The following is a 17,622-nucleotide window of genomic DNA, read 5'->3' as shown; positions in this document are numbered from 1 at the left end:
CGACAATGTGGGTTCTTTGCCGCAGCTCGCCCACAAGCTGACCCGCTCTGAGAGGTCCGTCATTGCGAGCATTTCTTTCGAAGTCGGGCATACCCGACTTCGCGGAAACGCGAAGCAATCCAGAGCCCCATCGCGGCCCTGGATTGCCTCGTCGCTTACGCTCCTCGCAATGACGGGGAGTGAATGGGGGCGCAGATGCAGAGGCAAAGCAGTCCTCATTTCCCCGGCTCGCGCCGCAGCGTCGCCTCGCCGATGACGCCCGGCGTGCGGGCCGCGCCATGCGCGAAGAGGCGCAGGAAGATTTCCTTATCGGACGCCCGCAGCACGCGGCCCGAGAGCGTCACCGTCTCGCCGCGCAGGATGGGCTGGATGAATTTGGCCCCGAGACCGACCAGGCTGAGGTCGGGACGCCATTTCTTGAGCATGGGCTCGAATGAGGCGAGCAGCTTCATGCCATGCACCGGCGGCGCGGCGAGGCCGATTTTGGCGGCGAGCGCGTCGTCGAGATGCAGCGGATTGTCGTCGCCGGAGACTTCGGCGTAGCGCGCAAGCGCCTGCGCGTCGAACGGGCCGACGACCGTTTCAGGCAGCTTGTCGCCGATCTTGATCTTGTCGCTCACGACGCGCCTCCAAAGCCCGTACGCGGCACGAGGCGCAGCATGGTTTCGCTCGTCGCGACGCTGGCACCCCCCGGCGTGGCGATGATCGCGTCGATGACGAGGCGCGGGGGCGTCTCCTCGCGCCGCATCGCGACGCTCACATCGTAGCTCTCGCCCGCGACGAGCGGCGTCTCGTAAGAAAAGCTTTGCGACTCTTGCACGGGCACGACGTCGAGCGCTGCGCAAAGCGCGCGCACCGGATCGAAGAGCGTCGCGTCGGTCAGCCAGACGGCGGGAAAGGACAGCGGCACGCTCGACCCGTCGCCGCCGGTCTCGCGCGAATAGGCTTCGGCCTGCGCCGGATCGACGCGCAGCCGGAACGGCCCGAGGGACTGCGCGTCAGGCGGCATGGCGTACGACCAGCACGGCGTTGATGCCGCCAAAGGCGAAGGAATTGGACATGGCGGCGTCGATCTTGTGGGGGCGCGCGACATTCGGCACCGCGTCGATCGGGCAGCGCGGGTCGAATTCGAGGAAGTTGATCGTCGGCGGCGCGACCTGCTCGCGCAAGGCCTGAATCGTGATCGCGAGCTCCAGCCCGCCCGAAGCGCCGAGCGCATGGCCGTGGATCGGCTTGGTCGAGGAGACCGGAACCTCGCGGCCATAGCCGCCGAAAACGCGCAGGATCGCTTCGGATTCGGTAATGTCGTTGGCGTGCGTCGCCGTGCCGTGGGCGTTGACGTAATGGATGTCGGTCGGCGCAAGTCCGGCGTCGTCCAGCGCCTGCGCGATGCAGCTCGACGCGCCGTCGAGATCGGGGCGCACGGGGTCCTTGGCGTCGCTCGTCGTGCCGTAGCCGGCGAGTTCGCAGAGCGGCTCGTGGCCCCGCGCTTTCGCCGACTCCGCCGTCTCCAGGACGAAGACCGCCGCGCCTTCGCCGAGCGACATGCCGTTGCGGCCGATCGAGAAGGGCCGGCAGAAATTCGGCGTCATCACCCGCAGCCCTTCCCAGGCGCGGATGGTCGCGTTGATGACGCAGGCTTCGGCGCCGCCGACAATCGCCTTGTCGACCATGCCGGAACGGATCATCTGAAGACCGATGCCGATGGACTGGCTGGCGGAGGAACAGGCGCTGCCGACGGCGAATGTGGGGCCGAGCGCCGAAAAACGCGCGCCGAGCGTCGTCGGCATGGCGCTTGGAATGAGCTTCGGGACGCTCAGCGTCTCGGGCCGGGTCTTCTCCACATAATAGCGGTAGATGCCGTCCTCGATCGTGGTCATGCCGCCAATGCCGGTGCCCATGATGACGGCGGTGCGCGGCCCGGCGAGGTCCTTGCGGCCGAAGCCCGCCTGCGCCATCGCCTCGTCGGCGGCGACGACGGCGAATTGCGTGAAGGGATCGCAGAAGGGAAGGACGCCGGGTTCGATATGGGCCGCCGGCTCGAAATCCGGAACCTGAGCGGCGATCCTGATGCGGCCGTCATAAGGCCGCAGCGTTTTCAGTTCGCGGATTTGAGCGACGCCGTCGCGCGCGGCCCGCCATAGCTTGTGCGCGCCGACGCCGGAGGCGCAGACGGCGCCCATGCCGGAGACGACGACGCGACGCCCTCTGTCGCCCCCAAGCGATGCCGCCATTTACTGGGTCTCGCGCTCTTTCTGAATGTGCTCGGCGATCGCGTCGATGAGGCTTTCGACCGTCTTCGCTTCCTGGAGCGAGCCGTCCATGGGGATGTAGACGTTGAACTTCTCTTCGAGCGCCGTGAGGATCATCACGATGTCGACCGACTTCAAATCGAGGCTCTCGATCGTCGCGTCCGGCGTCACCTTGGTGCGGTCGACCATGCCTTCGGAAGCGATCACTTCAATGATTTCTTCTTTGAGCTTGGCAATGTCCTGAGGATTATCCGTCACGAAACCCCTCCTTTAAGGTCTCTCCCGCCCCTGACGGGAGCGGGCGCCGCCGCGCGGCGCATTGACGCAGGGCGGGCCCGGCCCACGGCGCCCCGCGCATGAGCGGCGCGCTCTGGTTACGGGTTTTGACGCCGAAAATAAAGCCCGGCTCAACCATGCCGGACCTGCGGCCGCTTCCCCAAGGCGGCTCTTTCTGGCAAAAGGCCCGCAAAACATGAGGGGTCAGGACCAAATGAGCGCCAATGAGACAGCGATCGCCGGGGTTTTTCCACAGCCGAACGAAGAGCAGTGGCGCAAGCTCGTCGATAAGGCGCTGAAGGGCGGCTCCTTCGACTCCCTCCTCTCCAAAACCTATGACGGCGTCGCCATCGCGCCGCTCTATCCCCGCGCCCAAGCCCAGGCGCCGCGCGCCTTGCGCCGCACCCCCGGCCGCTGGTCGATTCTCGGCCGCGTGGACCTCGCCGATGCGGACGCCGCGAACATGCTGGCTCTGGAGGATCTCGAAGGCGGCGCCGACGGCCTGCATATCGTCTTCGCCGGTTCGCAGGGCTCCTATGGCGCGGGCCTGAGCGGCGACGGCGACGAGACGATCGCGCGCCTCTTGGAAGGCGTGCGCCTCGATTACGGCATTCCGGTCATTGTCGAAGCCTCGCCTTGCGCCCCGAACGCGACGAGCGCGATCATGCGCTATGTCGACAGCCGTCACATCGAACCGTCGATCACGCGCATCTCGCTCGGCCTCGACCCGTTGGGACTGCAGGCGCTGCACGGTTTCGCGCCCGCCCCGTGGACGCAGGCGTCCAGATCTTTCGCCGAAACCGCGAAGACGATCGCCAAGGCCGGCTTCGCCAATGGCGCCGTCGTCGCCGACGCGCGCGTCATTCACGCCGCGGGCGGCTCCGAGACGCAGGAGCTCGCCTTCGCGCTCGCCGCCGCCATCGCCTATCTGCGCGCGCTGACGGAGAACGGTCTCGACGTGGAGACGGCGCGCGCGCTCATCGCTCTGCGCTTCGCGGCCGACGCGGACGAGTTCATGGGGGTCGCCAAATTCCGCGCCGCCCGCCGCCTCTGGACGCGGGTGGAAGAGGCCTGCGGCCTTGCGCCGAAGCCCGCTCTCATCTTCGCGGAGACCGCCTGGCGGACGATGTCCCGCCGCGATCCGTGGAACAATATTCTTCGCGGCACGCTCGCGACTTTCTCGGCGGCGATCGGCGGAGCGGACACGATCACCGTGCTGCCCTTCACTCAGGCGCTCGGCGCGGCGGACGGCTTCGCCCATCGCCTCGCCCGCGACACGCAGCTCGTGCTGCAGGACGAGTCGCATATCGACGTCGTCGACGATCCGACGAGCGGCGCCGGCGGATTCGAGACGCTGACCGATGAGCTCTGCGAACGCGCCTGGGCGGCCTTTCAGGAGATCGAGACGGAGGGCGGGCTGCCCGCATCGCTCGAAAAGGGAAGTTTTCAGGGCCGCGTGGCGACGATCGCCGGCGAGCGCGCCAGGAAGGTCGCGCGCGCCAGGGAAAAGCTTATCGGCGCAAACGAATTCCCGGATATCCACGAAAAGCTGCTCGACGTGCTGGCGCCCTTCGACGCGACGCGTCAATCGGCGGACGTCCCCGCCGGCGCGGTAAAGACGGCCCCCCTCTCCCCGCGCCGACTCTCCGAGCCCTTTGAGCGGCTGCGCGACGAGTCGGACGCTCATGCCCAAAAGACAGGCGCCCGCCCGAAAGTGTTCCTCGCCAATCTGGGCTCTATCGCGGCCTTCACCGCACGCGCCAATTTCTCGAAGAACTTTTTCGAAGCTGGCGGGATCGAAGCGGTTTTCGGGCCGGAGACGGACCAGGCCGACGAAATCGTCGCCGCCTTCAAAGCCTCTGGCGCGAAACTCGCTTGCTTGTGTTCGTCCGACAAGGTCTACGCCGAGGCCGCCGAGCAGGCCGCCGTCGCGCTCAAAAATGCTGGCGCGACGCTTTATTCCGCCGGGCGCCCCGGCGATCTGGAGCAAAAGCTTCGGAGCGCCGGCGTGAGCGCGTTTATTTTCGTCGGGTGCGATATGTACGACGTTCTTCAGCGTGGGTTGGGGGAGGCCAAATGAGGTTATGGGCAATCGCCATTGCGGCGTCGCTCGCGACGAGCGGCGCGCTGGCGAAGGGGGGACACAAGCATCACGCCAAGCCGGCGGAGACCCCGCAGAGCGCGGCCCCGGCCTCGACGGCGTCGGAACCAAACGGCTCCTGGAGCATCGAGGCGACGACAAGCGTCGGGACGTGCCCGTCGCTTATTCCGACCAAGCTGCAAATCGCTGAGGGCAAAATTGCCTCAGCCGAAGGCGCGGCGGTCGAGTCCTGGGGCTATGTCGACGAAGAGGGCAATATCGTCGCCCGCTTCACCGGCTCGGGCGACCACATTGCGCGCTTCCACGGCACGCTAAAAGGCGGCAAGGGCTCGGGCGCGTGGTCGTCATCGACCGATATGTGCGGCGGCACCTGGAAGGCGGCGCAGCAGTAAAGCTTTCCCTCTCGCCGTGAAACGGGGAGAGGGAGCTCCCATCATCCCTTCCCATCGACGTCTATTTTCTGGTGAATCTGCGCAGCGGAATTTTCGTCGCCATCAGCTGGGTCGCCGCTTATTTCACCTACCATCGCGGCGCGCGGCTGATTACGCGCTGACTTTGTTACGTGCTGATTTTGCACGCGTCATTGCGAGGAGCACATGCGAAGTCGGGTATACCCGACTTCGAGAAAATGCGACAAAGCAATCCTGCGTCGTCGCCATGGAGCTGGATTGCTTCGCTTCGCTCGCAATGACGGAGAAAGGCTATCCGTGCCGCAGCTTCAAATATAAAATCGAGCCCTGCAGGCAGATATTGACGACATTCGACGCGATGACCGGCGCGGCCTGCGTCATCAGGCCATAAGCGAGCCAGAGCGCCGTCCCGGCGACGAGCAGCAGATACATGTTAAGCGAGATGTCGCCGGTCGAACGCGTGCGCCATGTGCGCGCGACTTGCGGGACGAAGGCGACGGTCGTCGAGACCGCCGCCACATAGCCGACGAGCGCCGAGTCGATCACGGAAGCGGCGATCTTTATTGATCGTCGCGCGGCAGAAGCGGCTCGCTGCGCATGGGGCGCGGACCCTGACTCTGCGGCGCAGCGGCCTGCGGCGCGGCGGCTTGCGTCACCGGCATTTGCGAATAATCCGCCGGTTCGGCGCGCGAGGCGGTCAGGCCGTCGCGCTGATAGATGTCTTCGCGGAACTGCGTGACGCCGTCGGGCGTGCCCCAGGCGGTGACATAGACCCAATAGACCGGCACCGCGGGATTGATTTTCACGTCGAGGCGTTCGCCGGACGCGATGGCGCGGTCGATCGCCTCGCGATCCCAGCCGGGCGTATCGCGCAGCAGGAAGGCGACATAGTCGCGCACATTCTGCAGGCGGATGCAGCCCGACGAGACGAAGCGGTAATCGTCGCCAAAGACGCCCTTCGCCGGCGTGTCGTGCATGTAGACGCCATAAGGATTGGCGATGTCGATGCGCACGACGCCGAGCGAGTTGAAGTCGCCGCCAATATCCTGCTTGAACTTGTAATTGAGCGCGTCGAGCGAGCGCCAGTTGATCTGCTCGGGCTGCAGCTCCTGGCCTTCCTTGTTGTAGACGCGGATGTGGTTGTCGTGGAGGTAATTGGGGTCCGCCTGCATCTTGGGGATGAGATCCTTGCGGATGACCGAAGCCGGCACCGTCCAGAACGGGTTGAAATTGATCTGATAGGCCTTGGTCTGCATCACCGGCGACTGTCGGTCGATCTTGCCGACGCCCGCAATGTGATGGGAGACCACCTGTCCGCCCTCGACGGTCTCGACCTGCGCCGCCGGAATGTTCGCCGTGACGTAGCGGCTTCCGAGATCATGCGAGAAGCTGCGCAGGCGCACGAGATTGGTCTCGAGCTGACGCAGGCGCGTCTCGGCGGGAACGTTGAGCGCGGTGAGAGTCTGCTGATTGACGACGCCCGTCTCGATGACGCCGTGGCGCGCCTGAAAGCGGCGCACGGCGGCTTCGACATAAGAGTCGAAGACCGGGCTCGTGCCTGTCTCGGGGCCGATGTCGCCGCTGACGATCAGGCGTCGGCGCAGGGCCGACACGCCCGGGCTGTTGGAGCCGAGCCGCAATTGCTGGCTCGGCACGGTCGGCCAGCCGCCATTGGCGACGATCTCGCGATAGCGCTCTATGGCGCGCTCGGTCGCCGCGACAGTGGCTTCCGACAGAATGGGCGTCGTCGAACGCGACACGGTGAGACGCGCGGCGGCGTCATAGCTTTGGGCCCATTCGGCCTGCCCCGTCTCCGCGCGCGCGGAGACGGTCGCGCCAAGCGCAAGTCCAAGAGAAAGCGGGAGGATCGCTAATTTTCGCAACATTCGCTCCAGTCGCAGCTTTTCCGCGGCCGCGGAGGGAAATCGTTCAGTCCGGCGCCGCCGAGGCTGCGCCGGACGAAGTTTGACATGATGTGCAGCTTGAGAGTTAACAAGGCGCGAATAGGCGGCGATTTTATGACCTGCGGCCTTATTTCCCCAGCGCCGCCCGGCTCACCATCGGATAGGGCTTCGAGACGCCGGCCTTGGTCGCGGGCGCCGGAGCGGGAGCAGGAAAAGCGCTCGCGCGCCATTCGGCGTCGGTGCGACAGGGCTTGAAGGACTCTGGCGGCTTTTCCGCGGCGAGCAGGACGGCGTCGTAATAATTCGGAAATTCCCGGGGGTCGACCTGCCCCTGCGCCATCCGGGCGCGGAGGTCGGCCATCAATTCCGGATGGGACGCGCGCTTGTAGTAGTCTTGAGCGAAGGCCAGTCCCGCCGCGCCGTAGCGACGATCGAAACCGCGCGCGAGACCCACGCGCGCGCGGACATAATCGCGCAGCGCCTCCTTATAGTCGGCGAGCGCCTTGCCCGCGCAGTTCTCACGCGGGCAGCGGCTGGCGGCGCTCTCCAGCAGGAGCCGTCCCCGCCAGGCGAAGATGATCCCGTCCATATTGGAAGGGACGAAGCCTCGCCGCATCGCGGCGTCGTCCACCGGCGGCGGCCTGAACGCCGCCGATCCCGGATCGTAGGCGTCCAAGCCGTTGAGCGGGAAGCACGCCGCCGGCTGCGCGCCGATCTCGGATTTGCGTTCCGCGAGCGATTGCGAGCTGAATTCCCCCGCATCCATGTTGAAGGCGGCGTTGAGCTTCGCCGTAATCGCCTTCGTATCGGCGCCCGGCAGATAGGCGCTCCACCAGGCCGTCATTGTGTCGTTCATCGTCGGGTCGACGATCTCGCCGACGCCATAGGCGAGAACCAGGCTGAGCGCGCTCGCCGGGAAAAGAATCCAGCGGCTGGAGACCCATTTCGGCATGCGGCCGGCGGCGGCCTTGATCTCTAAATAGCCCAGTTTCGTCTTGCGTTCGGCGGCGCTGGAGACAGCGGCGGCGGAGGCCATGTCCGGAACGGCCAGGCGAAGCGCCGCAATGCGCTCGCGCGGACTTGGATGCGTCGAGAGCGGACCGCCATTGGCGGAGGCGAAGAGCATCGCCTCGACGGCGACGTCGACGCCCTCCAGCGACTCGCGGCCCTCGATCTTGCGCAGGGCGGAAGCGAGCGCCTCGGGGTCTTTGGTCAGCTCCACGGCGCCGGCGTCGGCCATGAAGTCGCGCGAGCGCGAGAAGAGGAAACGAACGAGCCAGCCGCCGAGAATGACGACGACGACCGCCCAGACGACGATGGCGAGCGCGACCGTCACGAAAGGGAGCATGAAGACGAGGGCGATATAGGCGCGCGGGTCCTTGCCGAGCTTGGGCGCCGTCAGCACGTCCCAGGCGGAACGGAAGAGGATGCCGCAGAAGAGGGAAGCCGCCGCCGCGAGGCGGATGTCGCCGTTCTTGATATGCGTGATTTCATGCGCCAGCACCGCCGTTAGTTCGCGGTCGTCGAGCCGGTCGAGCAGACCGCGCGTGACCGCGATGACCGACGACGAAGGCGACAGTCCGGCGGAAAAAGCGTTGCGCGCGAGCGTTTCGATCACATGGATCGACGGACGGGGCACGCCGGCGAGGATCGAGAGATTTTCGACGATGTTGTAAAGGCGCGGCTCGTCGCGCCGCTCGACCGGCTCCGCGCCCGTCGCGCGGATCACCGCATGTTTGAAAAACACCCAGGCGACGGCGAACCAGCAAAAGGCGCCGATCAGCGTCTGCCACCAGAGATTGCGGCGGAAGGACTGGAAAAAAGGCGAGTCGAGGATCTTGACGACGTCATTGACGCCTTTCTCCTTCCCGGCCTTCCGCTTCGCCGCGTTCTCCTTTTGCGCCTCGGTCTGCAAGGCGGGCGCGTTCTCGGGCGCGCGCGTCGTCCATTGCAGGAAGCGCTCGCCCGCGAGTTGAACGTTCAGGAAGCGCGCATGAGTGACGGCGAGCGCCAGAAACTCGAACAGCAGCAGAAAGGCGCCGAGCAGCAGCAGCGATTTCGCGTTGTTGTTTCGTATATGGCCGTAAAGGCCGCGCGCGGGGAGCATGGCGAAGGCGCTCAAACGTCGAAGGAGAATTTCAGCGAATAGGGGTTGCCGCCCCCGAATATCCGCCGAGCGCCGAGCCCGACGCCCCAGAAGGGCAGAACGAACAGCGCTTCGAAGATCGCGGCCATTTCGATATAGCTGCTAAAGAGCATGCCCAGGATAGTCAGCCGGCTGGTGAGGACGCTGAAAATCGTCATGACGACGACAAAGGCGAGCGCGAGCCAGAGATGCGAGCGCCAGCCATAGCCGCGCCAGCCAAGATCGAACGCAAAGCAAATAAGTAGCGCCCCGGCCATAATTTATCTTCCAATACAAGCTTGAAGCGCGACGCCTCGTTCTGACGGGCGCTTGCCGCGTCCCGCTGCGACGGCGCGTCACATTTTGAGAACGGGCGCATCATCGAGCAGCACGCGCTCGACGCCGATGTCGTAGAAGGGGCGGCGCGCGAGATGAAACTGGCCCGCAAGCACATTGGCGGGAAACTGCCGAAGCGTGGCGTTGAATTCATTCACCGTCGCGTTGAGATAGCGTCGGGAGGCCGCCAGCTTGTTCTCGACGTCCGCGATCTCGATCCGCAGCTCGCGGAAATGCTGCGAGGCCTTCAGATCGGGATAGCTTTCGGCGATCGTCAGCAATTGACGAATGCCGTCGCCGAGCGCCGTTTCCGCCAGAAGCTGCGCCTGCGGCGTCGTGGCGCGGACCGCGGCGGCGCGGGCCTTGGCGACGACTTCGATCGCGTCGCGCTCATGCTGCGTAAAAGCGCGCACGGTTTCGAGCAGATTGGGCAGCAAAGCATGGCGCTGCTTGAGCTGCACGTCGATGTCCGCCATCGCCTGCTCGCAGCGCGAGTCGAGCGCCATCAGGCGGTTATACGTCATCCAGCACAATGCGGCGACTGCGCCGAGACAGGTCGCCAAAATCCAAAAAAAGCTCATGCGCCCCTCCGAGCCTGAAGCGAATGAAGGCAGTTTCGACAATGGCGCTTTGTGAGACGTTACGAAAATCGAGAGAGTGCGGCGATGGTGAACAGGCGGTGAAATTCCCGCTTACAAATAGAGCCGCAATTTAACGCAGGGTTAGCGCGGCTGACCTAGCTTTTCGTTCGGTCCGCCGTCGCGGCGCGCGGGCGATGAGGAGCATATCATGACCGAAAGCATTGCTGCGCGCATCAAGCGCATTCTCTCCGGCGATTTTGGCGATCTCGTCGATCGCATGGAAGCCTCGCGCGCGGAAAGCGTGATGAAAGAAACCGTTCGCGAGGTCGAGCGGATTATCGACGAAGCCCGCAGCGAAATGGGTCGCGCCAGCGCGCGCCGACTTCAGGCCACGCGGCAGGCGCAGATGGTTCGCAAGAAAATAGAAGATCTTGGCGACAACGCTCGCGCAGCGATGAAAGAAGGCCGCGAAGATCTCGCGCAGGCGGCGGTCTCCCGCCAGCTCGATCTCGAAGCGCAGCTCGAAGGACTGGCCAAGGCCGAGCAGGAAGCCGCCGGCGACGAGAGCGCAATGGCGCGCGACATTGCGGCGCTGTCCGCCCGCATGAATGACATGCGAGAATCGCTCGAGGCCTTCGCCGCCGCGCGGCGCGAGGCCGAGCGCGACGCGCCAGCCGGAGCCGACGCCGTCAAAACGCCCGACCGCCGCGTCGAGACATCCGTGGCGGCCTTCGAGCGCGCGATGAAAGCGGCCGCGGGCGAAATCCCGACCTTCGCCGCGACCAAGGCGGAGACCAGCGCCAAGCTCGCCGAACTCGACGTCATCCTGCGCGACCGGCAGATCGCGGATCGCATGACGGCGCTGAAGGCGGACGTCAAGCTTCGCTTCATGTGAGGCAAAGGCGCCCCGCTTCGGCGGGGCGCCGCATTTCGTTTCGAGACCCTATGCGACGCCCGCGCGATATTCGTTTAAAGGCGCCCTATCTCAAGCGCGTCTGGCTCGATCCCGAGCGCATTTCAGACCGCAACGCCTATCCCTTTTGCCTGCCTTTGTTCGGAAGCGGAGACTTCGAACTCGAATTCGAGTCTCCGGTGACGATCATCGTCGGCGAGAACGGCGTCGGTAAATCGACATTGCTGGAAGGAATCGCCGCCTTCGCCGGCTATGACGACGCTGGCGGCGGCAAGGGCTATATGCCGGTCGATCATTCCCGCGCGCTGGAAAAGCAGGGCGGCCGGCTTGGCGAGGCGTTACGCGCGAGCTGGCTTCCGCGCATGACGAACGGATGGTTCTTTCGCGCCGAAAGCTTTTATTCAGTCGCTCGTTATCTCGACGAGGCGGCTCTGGACGCTGGCGGGCCGCCGCCCGATTTTCTCTCGCACTCTCATGGCGAAGGCTTTTTGCTCTTCTTCGAAGAGCGCTGCCAGCGGCAGGGCATCTATATTTTCGACGAGCCAGAATCCGCGCTCTCGCCGAGGCGCCAGATCGAGTTCCTGAAACTGCTGCGGCGGATGGAGGAGTCGGGCGTCTGCCAGGTAATCATGGCGACCCATTCGCCCCTGCTGATGGCGCATAAAGGCGCGACGCTGCTTGGCCTCGACAGAGGCGGGCTGCGGCCGATCACGCTGCGCGAGACCAGGCATTTCACTTTGCTCAGGAATTTTTGCGCCGATCCCGAAGGCTTCGTCGAGGCCATGCTCGAAACCTAGCCGATGCGCGCCCATCCTTCGGGCCCCAGGCGCTCCTGCGGGAGAAAGCGCGCCTTGTAATCCATCTTGCGCGAACCCTCGACCCAATAACCGAGATAGAGATGCGGCAGGCCCGCGGCCTGCGCGCGGCGCATGTGATCGAGTATCATGAAGGAGCCGAGCGAGCGGGACTCGAACGCCGGCTCGTAGAAGGAATAGACCATGGACAGGCCGTCCGCGAGCCGGTCGGTGAGGCAGCAGGCCACGAGCTGGTCGGCGTCGCCGCCCGGCAGATCGGGCGCAAGGCGGTATTCGATGAGCCGCGTGTCGACATGGCTGTCTTCGATCATCATCTGATAATCGACCATATTCATGTCGGCCATGCCGCCATCGGCGTGTCGCGCCCCGACATAGCGGCGAAAAAGCGCGAATTGCTCCGCCGTCGCCCGCGCGGGTCGGCCCTCTCCGACAATTTCGGCGTTGCGGCGCGCGATGCGCCTCTGGGTGCGCGACGGCTCAAACTCCCCGATTTTCACCCGCACCGATACGCAGGCGCGGCAATGCTCGCAGGCCGGCCGATAGGCGATGGTCTGCGAGCGGCGAAATCCGGACTGCGTCAGCGTGTCGTTGAGCGCCGGCGCTCGCAGTCCGATGAGATGCGTAAACACCTTGCGTTCGGCGCGCCCCGGTAGATAGGGGCACGGCGCCGGCGAGGTGAGGTAGAATTGCGGCGCGTCGCGGGGCTCTTTGGTCACGCTGGTCTCAATCCGGATAACGCCTGAGAATAGGGCGGGAACCTGCGCCGCGCCAATCCCGAAATTAAGCGGATCGTCTCAAAACAATGACATCCGCCACAATGTCGTGCAGACAGCGTTTGTCGCCCGTGACGAAAGAAACGAGCAGCAATGGCGGGAACATCCAGGTCACGTAAAAGAGAACCGCATGGACCGCCGCCTGCAGGAAGGGGACCGGCTCGCCCTGCATGGTGCGCATCTCAAGGTCCATGAAGGCCATGCCGGGCGTCGCCATGCGCCAGCCGGAGACCGTCAAGCCATTGTAAAAGAAGGCGACGATCGGGAAGATCGGCGGCAGGAGAAGCGCCGACATGCCGAAGCTCAAGATGAAGAGCCCAAAGAAAAGCGCCACGGAAATTCCGCTCACCAGAATGAGATCCAGACCCACGGCCATGATTCGACGGGTCCGCACGCCCTCCAGCGCCTGAGGCGGGATATAGGGCGGCGGCGCGGCGCGCAGGCTGGGGGCGCCCCTCGAATAATCGCCGCGAAAATCCCCGTCGCTCATCTCGTTCATCCTTTCGCGCGCCGATCGCGCGCAAAACGCCGCGCAAAACGCAATGTCGGACGCAGCGCCGCGAGTTTCAAGGCGTTCGTCGCCCCCGGTTTGGCGCGCGCCGCCGCGCGAAACGCGGCGGCGTTGCGGATTGTGGGGATTTCGTCCACCCCTGCCTTGACGGGGTCACGAAGCTATCGCAAGCCTCGCTGGAATCGGCTGGCGAACGAAAATTTCCCGCCGGCCCGCCACTCTCGCAGGAAAACGCCATGAATACCGACGCCGTCGACGGCGGCCATCTGCGCGCCTTCATCGAGCGAATCGAAAAGCTCGAGGAGGAGAAGCGCGCCATCGCCGACGACATCAAGGACGTCTACGGCGAAGCCAAAGGCACCGGCTTCGATCCAAAGATTATCCGCAAGATCGTCTCGCTGCGCCGTCAGGACAAACACAAGCGGGAGGAAGAGGAAGAGATTTTAGAGCTTTACCTCTCGGCGATCGGAATGGGGTGACGGCCTCCGATAAGCTCCCGTTAACCATAACGCCTTAACCCTACGCAGGCGCCTCCCGCTCAACCGAGCGGGTCAAAGGCGCACAGGCGAGGGAAAATGGCGCCGTCGGGAAGCTTGGGAAGCCGCGTCGCGCTGGCTGCGCTTTGCGCCGCATGGGCGGCGCTCGCGGCTGCGCCGGCTTTCGGTCAGGCTTCGTCCCCATCCCAGGGCGGCAAGGGCTCTCCGCGCGCGGCGAAGAAGACGACCGCCTCTTCGGCGCTTGCCCTCCCCACGCTTTCCTCGCCATTCCCGAAGCCGGGCCAGGCGCAGCCGCCCTCGCCGCTGACGATTCCCGCGGAGCCGGTTCCGCTCATGCGCGGCTCCACGGGAGAGGGAGACGTCCCCGTCTCCACCGCCGCGAATTATGGAGCGCCGATCAAGAGGGAGAAGCTGCCGCGGCCCTATCCGCCGCCGCGCGCGCCCTACCCGCCGCAATTTTCGCCGAAAAATCCGCTGCCGGCGTTGGAGCCCTACAAATCCTCCTACGTCGCAAGGCAACGTCTGCGGTTGCGCGCGACCGCCCAGCCCGGCGCGCCGGCGCCGCTTGCGCCGCCGCCGGTCACGGTCGCGGTCGAACCGACGATCAAAACCAAGCCGAAGCCGAAAGTCGAACTCAACCCATACGATCCGCTCGGCGTCGCGGTCGGCTCGACCCTGCTCTTTCCTTATGCCCAGGCCAGCAGCGGCTATGACGACAACCCCAATCGCCTGGCGCCGAACTACAATCCGCGCGGCTCGACTTTTTTTCGCGGCGAAGGCGGGTTGAAGGTCAAGTCCGACTGGGCGCGGCACAGCCTCGATGGCGAGCTTCGCGGCGCCTATACGGAATATTTCGACTATCCCGCAGCGAACCGGCCCGAAGCGACCGGCTCGATGAACGGCCGTTACGACGTCACCCAGGACACCGCGCTCGTCCTGCGCGGCCGCATGTCGCTCGACACCCAACGCCCGGGCGCGCCGGCGATCCAGCCCGGCCAATCCACGGTCTATGTCGTCAACCGGCCCGTCATTTTCGGGGTCGGCGCGCAGGCGGGCGTGTCGCAGAAATTCGGCCGCATCGGCGTGGAGCTGCGCGGCACGTATGATCGCGTCTGGTACACGGACGCGCAATACTCCAACGGCACGACGCTCAACCTCGCCGCGACGAGCTATAATGATTTCGGCGTTTTGCTGCGCAGCTCCTATGAGGTGACGCCGGACCTCAAACCCTTCGTCGAAGGAACCGTCGACAGGCGCATTCACGACTCGCCTGTCGATTTCAACGGTTTCTACCGCGACAGCACCGGCTATATCGTCCGGGGCGGCGCCGAGTTCAACGTCACGGACATGGTGAAGGGCGAAGTCTCCGGCGGCTATGGCCAGCGAAACTACGAGGACCCGAGCCTCGTGCCGCTGCGCGGCCCCGTCATCGACGCGGCGCTCATCTACACGCCCTCCGCGCTGACGACATTCACCTTGCGCGGTTCGACTTCGATGAACGAAACGACCCTCGCCAACGCCAGCGGCGTGCTCACGCGTTCGGTCACGGCGACGCTTTCGCACGATCTCATGAGAAATTTAAACGTCACGATCACGGGAAATTATTTCAACAACAACTATCAAGGGGCCGACGTCCAGGAACGGGGCGGTTTTGCCGGAGTCACGCTCGACTACAAGGTGACGCGCACCATCTCGCTGCGCGGCAGCTACCGATACGAACTGCTCGACACAACGTTTCCCAATGCGGACTATACGGCGAATGTCTATCTGGTGGGCCTGAGGTTCCAGCTTTGAGCGCGCAACCGAAAAGAGGCGACGCGTCATGTGGATGATGGCGCCCTTCATCCTCAACAGCCTCCTCAATTTCGTCGTCAGCCTCCTCGTCGCGAAATTTCTGGGTCCGGCGGAATATGGCCGCTTCGTGCTCGCGCTTTCTGTGGCGGTCGTCGTACAGACGTTCGTTTTCGACTGGTTGCGTCTCGCGGCGACGCGCTTCTACGCGGAGCGCGACCGGCTGGAGCGCCCGCAAATCCGCGCGACGCTCGACGCTTCCTTCTCGGCTCTCGCCGCGCTCGCCATATTCGCCGCCTTCCTGCTCTGGGCGCTCAGGCTCGATCTGCCCTTGAGCCACGATCTTGCCGCGCTGGCCGTGGGCGTCTCCGTCACCAATGCGCTTTTCGACACCGCGACGGCGCTGGTGCGCGCGCGATTCCACGACAAAGCCTATGGCGCGCTGGTGATCGCCAAGAACATATTGGCTTTCGCGTTGACCGTCGGCGGCGCCTATCTTTTCCATTCGGCCAATGTGGCGCTCGTCGGCATGATGGTCTCCGTCGCCGGCTGCCTCCTCGTCGCCCGGCGCGAGCTCGTCGATCCCAACACCGGCTTTCGCGCGGCCGAGCGCGCCCTTGTCGCGCGCTTTTTCGCCTATGGCTTTCCGATCATCATCGCCGCCGTGCTTTATCAAGCCGTGCCGCTGATCAATCGCACGCTGCTCTCCGAACAGCACGGCTTCGCCGAGGTCGGGCGGCTCTCGCTTGCTTTCGAGACCGGCATCCGCATCGTCGGAGCCATCGGCTCCGCCGTCGACGTGATCCTCTTCCAGATCGCCGTCCATGCCGAGAAGACAGACGGCGCGGACGCCGCGCGGGCGCAAATCTCACGAAATCTTGGCGTTGTCTTCGCCGTGCTCGCGCCGGCTGTGGCGGGCTGCTGGCTCATTCTGCCGAGTTTCGAAGCGCTCTTCGTTCCGGAGACTTTCCGCGGGTCCTTCGGTCATTATTTTGCGCTGATGATCCCCGCGCTTTTCGCGTTCGCGATGATGAATTACGGCGTCAACACCGCCTTTCAGCTCGCTCACCGGCTCACGCCGCTGATCATCGCGGCGCTCGTCGCCCAGCTCGCAAATTTGCTGGCCATCATGCTGCTGCCCGCGACGGCGGACGCGACCCGCTTCGCCTATGCGCAATCCATTTCGAGCATGAGCGGCCTCGTCGCGCTCGTCTCCATGCTTTTCCTTTTGGAGCCGATGTGGCCGCGCGCCCGCGATATTATGGGAGCGGCCGCGGGCGTCGGCGCCATGCTCTATATCGGCGCGCCCCTGCGTAATTTCGAACCGTGCATCCTGACAATGCTGCTGCAGGTCGCGGCCGGCGTCGCGGTTTATGGCGTGCTCGTCTATGCGTTCGACGTCGCCGGCCTGCGCAGCCTGATCGGCCCGAAAATCGTCGCGCGGCTACGCCGCGAACCACAATTGCAGTAGACCTAAAGATCGAGCGCTCTGAGCGGATGCGAGCGTCCGCGGAGCATATCGACGAGCGCGATGAGATTGCCGCGAAGCCGTCCGAAGCGGTCGACATTCGGCTCTGGACGCGGCGACTTCACGAGATTGGCGATCATATTGCGCAGCGCGAGATTGAGCGCGAAGCGCGGCGCGACCGTGCCCTTGCGCACGAGATAAAGCGGATTGGCGATCTGCGAATAGCCGAGGCGTAGCCCCGAGGTGCGGCCCGAGGTGACGCCGAGATGCACGCCGGTAAAATGGTTCGTGCGCACGACGCGTCCGATGCGGGCGTATTGGGCGGAAAAATCCGTGTCTTCGAGCCAGGCGTAGAGCGGCAGATTCTCGTCGAAGCGCAGATGCGGGGCGGCGGAAAGGCGGAAGGCCATGTTGCAGCCATATGCGCCCGTGGCGTCGGCGAGCATGAGCGGCTGATTCAGCGCGTAGGCCGAGACGAGTTTGTCCGCCTGATCGAAGCTCAGGCCTTTGCGATTGACGCCGTCGGCGATGAGTACGCCCGACGCCGCAACGACGTCGGGATTTTCCGCGAACAAGCGCTCGATCCCTTCGACGAATCCGGGCGCGGGAACATAGTCGTCGTCGATGAAGACAACGATCTCCGCGTCGCTGGCGACGAGGTCGAGCGCGAGATTGCGCTGGATCGGCAGGCCGCGGGCGCGCGCCAAATAGAATTCCGCGCCTCGCAGCGCTTTCGGCGCATCCTCCGGCGCGGCGCCGATCGCCAGCAGGCGATCGGGCTGACGCGTCAGTCGCGAAAAGCGCTCGAGGCAGGCGCCCACAATCTCGGGACGCCCGGTTGTGGCGATGGCGACGACGATCTTCATACG

General features: G+C 64.9%; 19 protein-coding genes. 7 read left to right on the top strand and 12 right to left on the bottom strand.

Annotated features, from left to right (window positions below; translation table 11 throughout):
• Window positions 1-215: 215 nt before the first annotated feature.
• From MMG94_RS17160 to MMG94_RS17145, 4 genes are read right to left on the bottom strand one after another with little or no spacing between them, the layout of a single operon-like run.
• Window positions 216-620 (bottom strand): MaoC family dehydratase, encoded by a 405-nt coding sequence (locus tag MMG94_RS17160; RefSeq protein WP_016919846.1) that lies wholly within the window; start codon window positions 618-620, stop codon window positions 216-218.
• Window positions 617-1,009 carry a hypothetical protein gene (locus tag MMG94_RS17155; RefSeq protein ID WP_016919845.1) on the bottom strand — a complete coding sequence of 131 codons (393 nt, stop codon included), beginning with the start codon at window positions 1,007-1,009 and terminating at the stop codon, window positions 617-619. The genes MMG94_RS17160 and MMG94_RS17155 overlap by 4 nt, the downstream gene beginning before the upstream one ends.
• Window positions 999-2,234 carry a beta-ketoacyl-[acyl-carrier-protein] synthase family protein gene (locus tag MMG94_RS17150; protein WP_016919844.1) on the bottom strand — a complete coding sequence of 412 codons (1,236 nt, stop codon included), beginning with the start codon at window positions 2,232-2,234 and terminating at the stop codon, window positions 999-1,001. Before MMG94_RS17150 ends, MMG94_RS17155 begins: the two co-directional genes overlap by 11 nt.
• The gene (locus MMG94_RS17145; protein ID WP_016919843.1) at window positions 2,235-2,510 is read right to left on the bottom strand and encodes an acyl carrier protein; all 276 of its coding nucleotides are present in this window, start codon (window positions 2,508-2,510) and stop codon (window positions 2,235-2,237) included.
• Between the two features lie 232 nt (window positions 2,511-2,742).
• Between MMG94_RS17145 and MMG94_RS17140 the strand changes: the two genes are divergently transcribed.
• A complete protein-coding gene (locus MMG94_RS17140) occupies window positions 2,743-4,608 on the top strand; it encodes a methylmalonyl-CoA mutase family protein (protein WP_016919842.1) in 1,866 nt (621 codons plus the stop codon).
• A complete protein-coding gene (locus MMG94_RS17135) occupies window positions 4,605-5,021 on the top strand; it encodes a hypothetical protein (RefSeq protein WP_016919841.1) in 417 nt (138 codons plus the stop codon). Before MMG94_RS17140 ends, MMG94_RS17135 begins: the two co-directional genes overlap by 4 nt.
• Window positions 5,022-5,330: 309 nt before the next feature.
• On the opposite strand, the gene MMG94_RS17130 is transcribed toward MMG94_RS17135, so the two are convergent.
• The 5 genes from MMG94_RS17130 to MMG94_RS17110 form a co-directional block, all read right to left on the bottom strand.
• Window positions 5,331-5,585, bottom strand: coding sequence for a SemiSWEET transporter (locus MMG94_RS17130; protein ID WP_016919839.1), 255 nt, complete (start codon window positions 5,583-5,585; stop codon window positions 5,331-5,333).
• A gap of 14 nt (window positions 5,586-5,599) precedes the next feature.
• Window positions 5,600-6,925: a L,D-transpeptidase family protein gene (locus MMG94_RS17125; protein WP_016919838.1), complete on the bottom strand. Its 1,326-nt coding sequence runs from the start codon at window positions 6,923-6,925 to the stop codon at window positions 5,600-5,602.
• A gap of 145 nt (window positions 6,926-7,070) precedes the next feature.
• On the bottom strand, window positions 7,071-9,050 hold the full coding sequence (locus tag MMG94_RS17120) for a M48 family metalloprotease (protein ID WP_154419643.1): 1,980 nt from the start codon (window positions 9,048-9,050) through the stop codon (window positions 7,071-7,073).
• An 11-nt stretch (window positions 9,051-9,061) separates the two neighbouring features.
• Window positions 9,062-9,346, bottom strand: coding sequence for a hypothetical protein (locus tag MMG94_RS17115; RefSeq protein WP_016919837.1), 285 nt, complete (start codon window positions 9,344-9,346; stop codon window positions 9,062-9,064).
• Between the two features lie 78 nt (window positions 9,347-9,424).
• Window positions 9,425-9,985 carry a LemA family protein gene (locus MMG94_RS17110; protein WP_026016225.1) on the bottom strand — a complete coding sequence of 187 codons (561 nt, stop codon included), beginning with the start codon at window positions 9,983-9,985 and terminating at the stop codon, window positions 9,425-9,427.
• A 208-nt stretch (window positions 9,986-10,193) separates the two neighbouring features.
• Here MMG94_RS17110 and MMG94_RS17105 point away from each other — a divergent pair, with 208 nt between their 5' ends.
• Window positions 10,194-10,880 (top strand): PspA/IM30 family protein, encoded by a 687-nt coding sequence (locus MMG94_RS17105; RefSeq protein ID WP_016919834.1) that lies wholly within the window; start codon window positions 10,194-10,196, stop codon window positions 10,878-10,880.
• A gap of 50 nt (window positions 10,881-10,930) precedes the next feature.
• On the top strand, window positions 10,931-11,695 hold the full coding sequence (locus MMG94_RS17100) for an AAA family ATPase (protein WP_016919833.1): 765 nt from the start codon (window positions 10,931-10,933) through the stop codon (window positions 11,693-11,695).
• Here the strand turns inward: MMG94_RS17100 and MMG94_RS17095 are convergent.
• Window positions 11,692-12,429, bottom strand: coding sequence for an arginyltransferase (locus MMG94_RS17095; RefSeq protein ID WP_016919832.1), 738 nt, complete (start codon window positions 12,427-12,429; stop codon window positions 11,692-11,694). The two genes, MMG94_RS17100 and MMG94_RS17095, sit on opposite strands and share 4 nt — an antisense overlap.
• A gap of 64 nt (window positions 12,430-12,493) precedes the next feature.
• Window positions 12,494-12,976 (bottom strand): RDD family protein, encoded by a 483-nt coding sequence (locus MMG94_RS17090; RefSeq protein ID WP_040579208.1) that lies wholly within the window; start codon window positions 12,974-12,976, stop codon window positions 12,494-12,496.
• A 257-nt stretch (window positions 12,977-13,233) separates the two neighbouring features.
• Here MMG94_RS17090 and MMG94_RS17085 point away from each other — a divergent pair, with 257 nt between their 5' ends.
• The 3 genes from MMG94_RS17085 to MMG94_RS17075 all read left to right on the top strand — a co-directional run bounded on the left by MMG94_RS17085 (window position 13,234) and on the right by MMG94_RS17075 (window position 16,756).
• Window positions 13,234-13,476 carry a DUF2312 domain-containing protein gene (locus MMG94_RS17085; RefSeq protein ID WP_016919829.1) on the top strand — a complete coding sequence of 81 codons (243 nt, stop codon included), beginning with the start codon at window positions 13,234-13,236 and terminating at the stop codon, window positions 13,474-13,476.
• Window positions 13,477-13,572: 96 nt separating this feature from the next.
• On the top strand, window positions 13,573-15,288 hold the full coding sequence (locus MMG94_RS17080) for an outer membrane beta-barrel protein (protein ID WP_016919828.1): 1,716 nt from the start codon (window positions 13,573-13,575) through the stop codon (window positions 15,286-15,288).
• Window positions 15,289-15,316: 28 nt separating this feature from the next.
• Window positions 15,317-16,756: a lipopolysaccharide biosynthesis protein gene (locus MMG94_RS17075; RefSeq protein ID WP_016919827.1), complete on the top strand. Its 1,440-nt coding sequence runs from the start codon at window positions 15,317-15,319 to the stop codon at window positions 16,754-16,756.
• A 2-nt stretch (window positions 16,757-16,758) separates the two neighbouring features.
• Here MMG94_RS17075 and MMG94_RS17070 read toward each other — a convergent pair whose 3' ends face one another.
• Entirely contained in the window at window positions 16,759-17,619 is an 861-nt protein-coding gene (locus tag MMG94_RS17070) for a glycosyltransferase family 2 protein (protein WP_016919826.1), read from the bottom strand.
• Window positions 17,620-17,622: the final 3 nt, after the last annotated feature.

This window comes from Methylocystis parvus OBBP (assembly GCF_027571405.1).
GTDB lineage: Bacteria > Pseudomonadota > Alphaproteobacteria > Rhizobiales > Beijerinckiaceae > Methylocystis > Methylocystis parva.
Note: the sequence above shows the minus strand (reverse complement) of the source record. Positions and strands in the feature narration are given on the sequence as shown.

Bases quoted from the DNA above. Each gene is read 5' to 3' on its own strand.
- MMG94_RS17155 (WP_016919845.1), bottom strand. From the start codon at position 1,009: ATGCCGCCTGACGCGCAGTCCCTCGGGCCGTTCCGGCTGCGCGTCGAT.
- MMG94_RS17150 (WP_016919844.1), bottom strand. From the start codon at position 2,234: ATGGCGGCATCGCTTGGGGGCGACAGAGGGCGTCGCGTCGTCGTCTCC.
- MMG94_RS17140 (WP_016919842.1), top strand. From the start codon at position 2,743: ATGAGCGCCAATGAGACAGCGATCGCCGGGGTTTTTCCACAGCCGAAC.
- MMG94_RS17135 (WP_016919841.1), top strand. From the start codon at position 4,605: ATGAGGTTATGGGCAATCGCCATTGCGGCGTCGCTCGCGACGAGCGGC.
- MMG94_RS17125 (WP_016919838.1), bottom strand. From the start codon at position 6,925: ATGTTGCGAAAATTAGCGATCCTCCCGCTTTCTCTTGGACTTGCGCTT.
- MMG94_RS17120 (WP_154419643.1), bottom strand. From the start codon at position 9,050: ATGCTCCCCGCGCGCGGCCTTTACGGCCATATACGAAACAACAACGCG.
- MMG94_RS17115 (WP_016919837.1), bottom strand. From the start codon at position 9,346: ATGGCCGGGGCGCTACTTATTTGCTTTGCGTTCGATCTTGGCTGGCGC.
- MMG94_RS17110 (WP_026016225.1), bottom strand. From the start codon at position 9,985: ATGAGCTTTTTTTGGATTTTGGCGACCTGTCTCGGCGCAGTCGCCGCA.
- MMG94_RS17105 (WP_016919834.1), top strand. From the start codon at position 10,194: ATGACCGAAAGCATTGCTGCGCGCATCAAGCGCATTCTCTCCGGCGAT.
- MMG94_RS17100 (WP_016919833.1), top strand. From the start codon at position 10,931: ATGCGACGCCCGCGCGATATTCGTTTAAAGGCGCCCTATCTCAAGCGC.
- MMG94_RS17090 (WP_040579208.1), bottom strand. From the start codon at position 12,976: ATGAGCGACGGGGATTTTCGCGGCGATTATTCGAGGGGCGCCCCCAGC.
- MMG94_RS17085 (WP_016919829.1), top strand. From the start codon at position 13,234: ATGAATACCGACGCCGTCGACGGCGGCCATCTGCGCGCCTTCATCGAG.
- MMG94_RS17080 (WP_016919828.1), top strand. From the start codon at position 13,573: ATGGCGCCGTCGGGAAGCTTGGGAAGCCGCGTCGCGCTGGCTGCGCTT.
- MMG94_RS17075 (WP_016919827.1), top strand. From the start codon at position 15,317: ATGTGGATGATGGCGCCCTTCATCCTCAACAGCCTCCTCAATTTCGTC.
- MMG94_RS17070 (WP_016919826.1), bottom strand. From the start codon at position 17,619: ATGAAGATCGTCGTCGCCATCGCCACAACCGGGCGTCCCGAGATTGTG.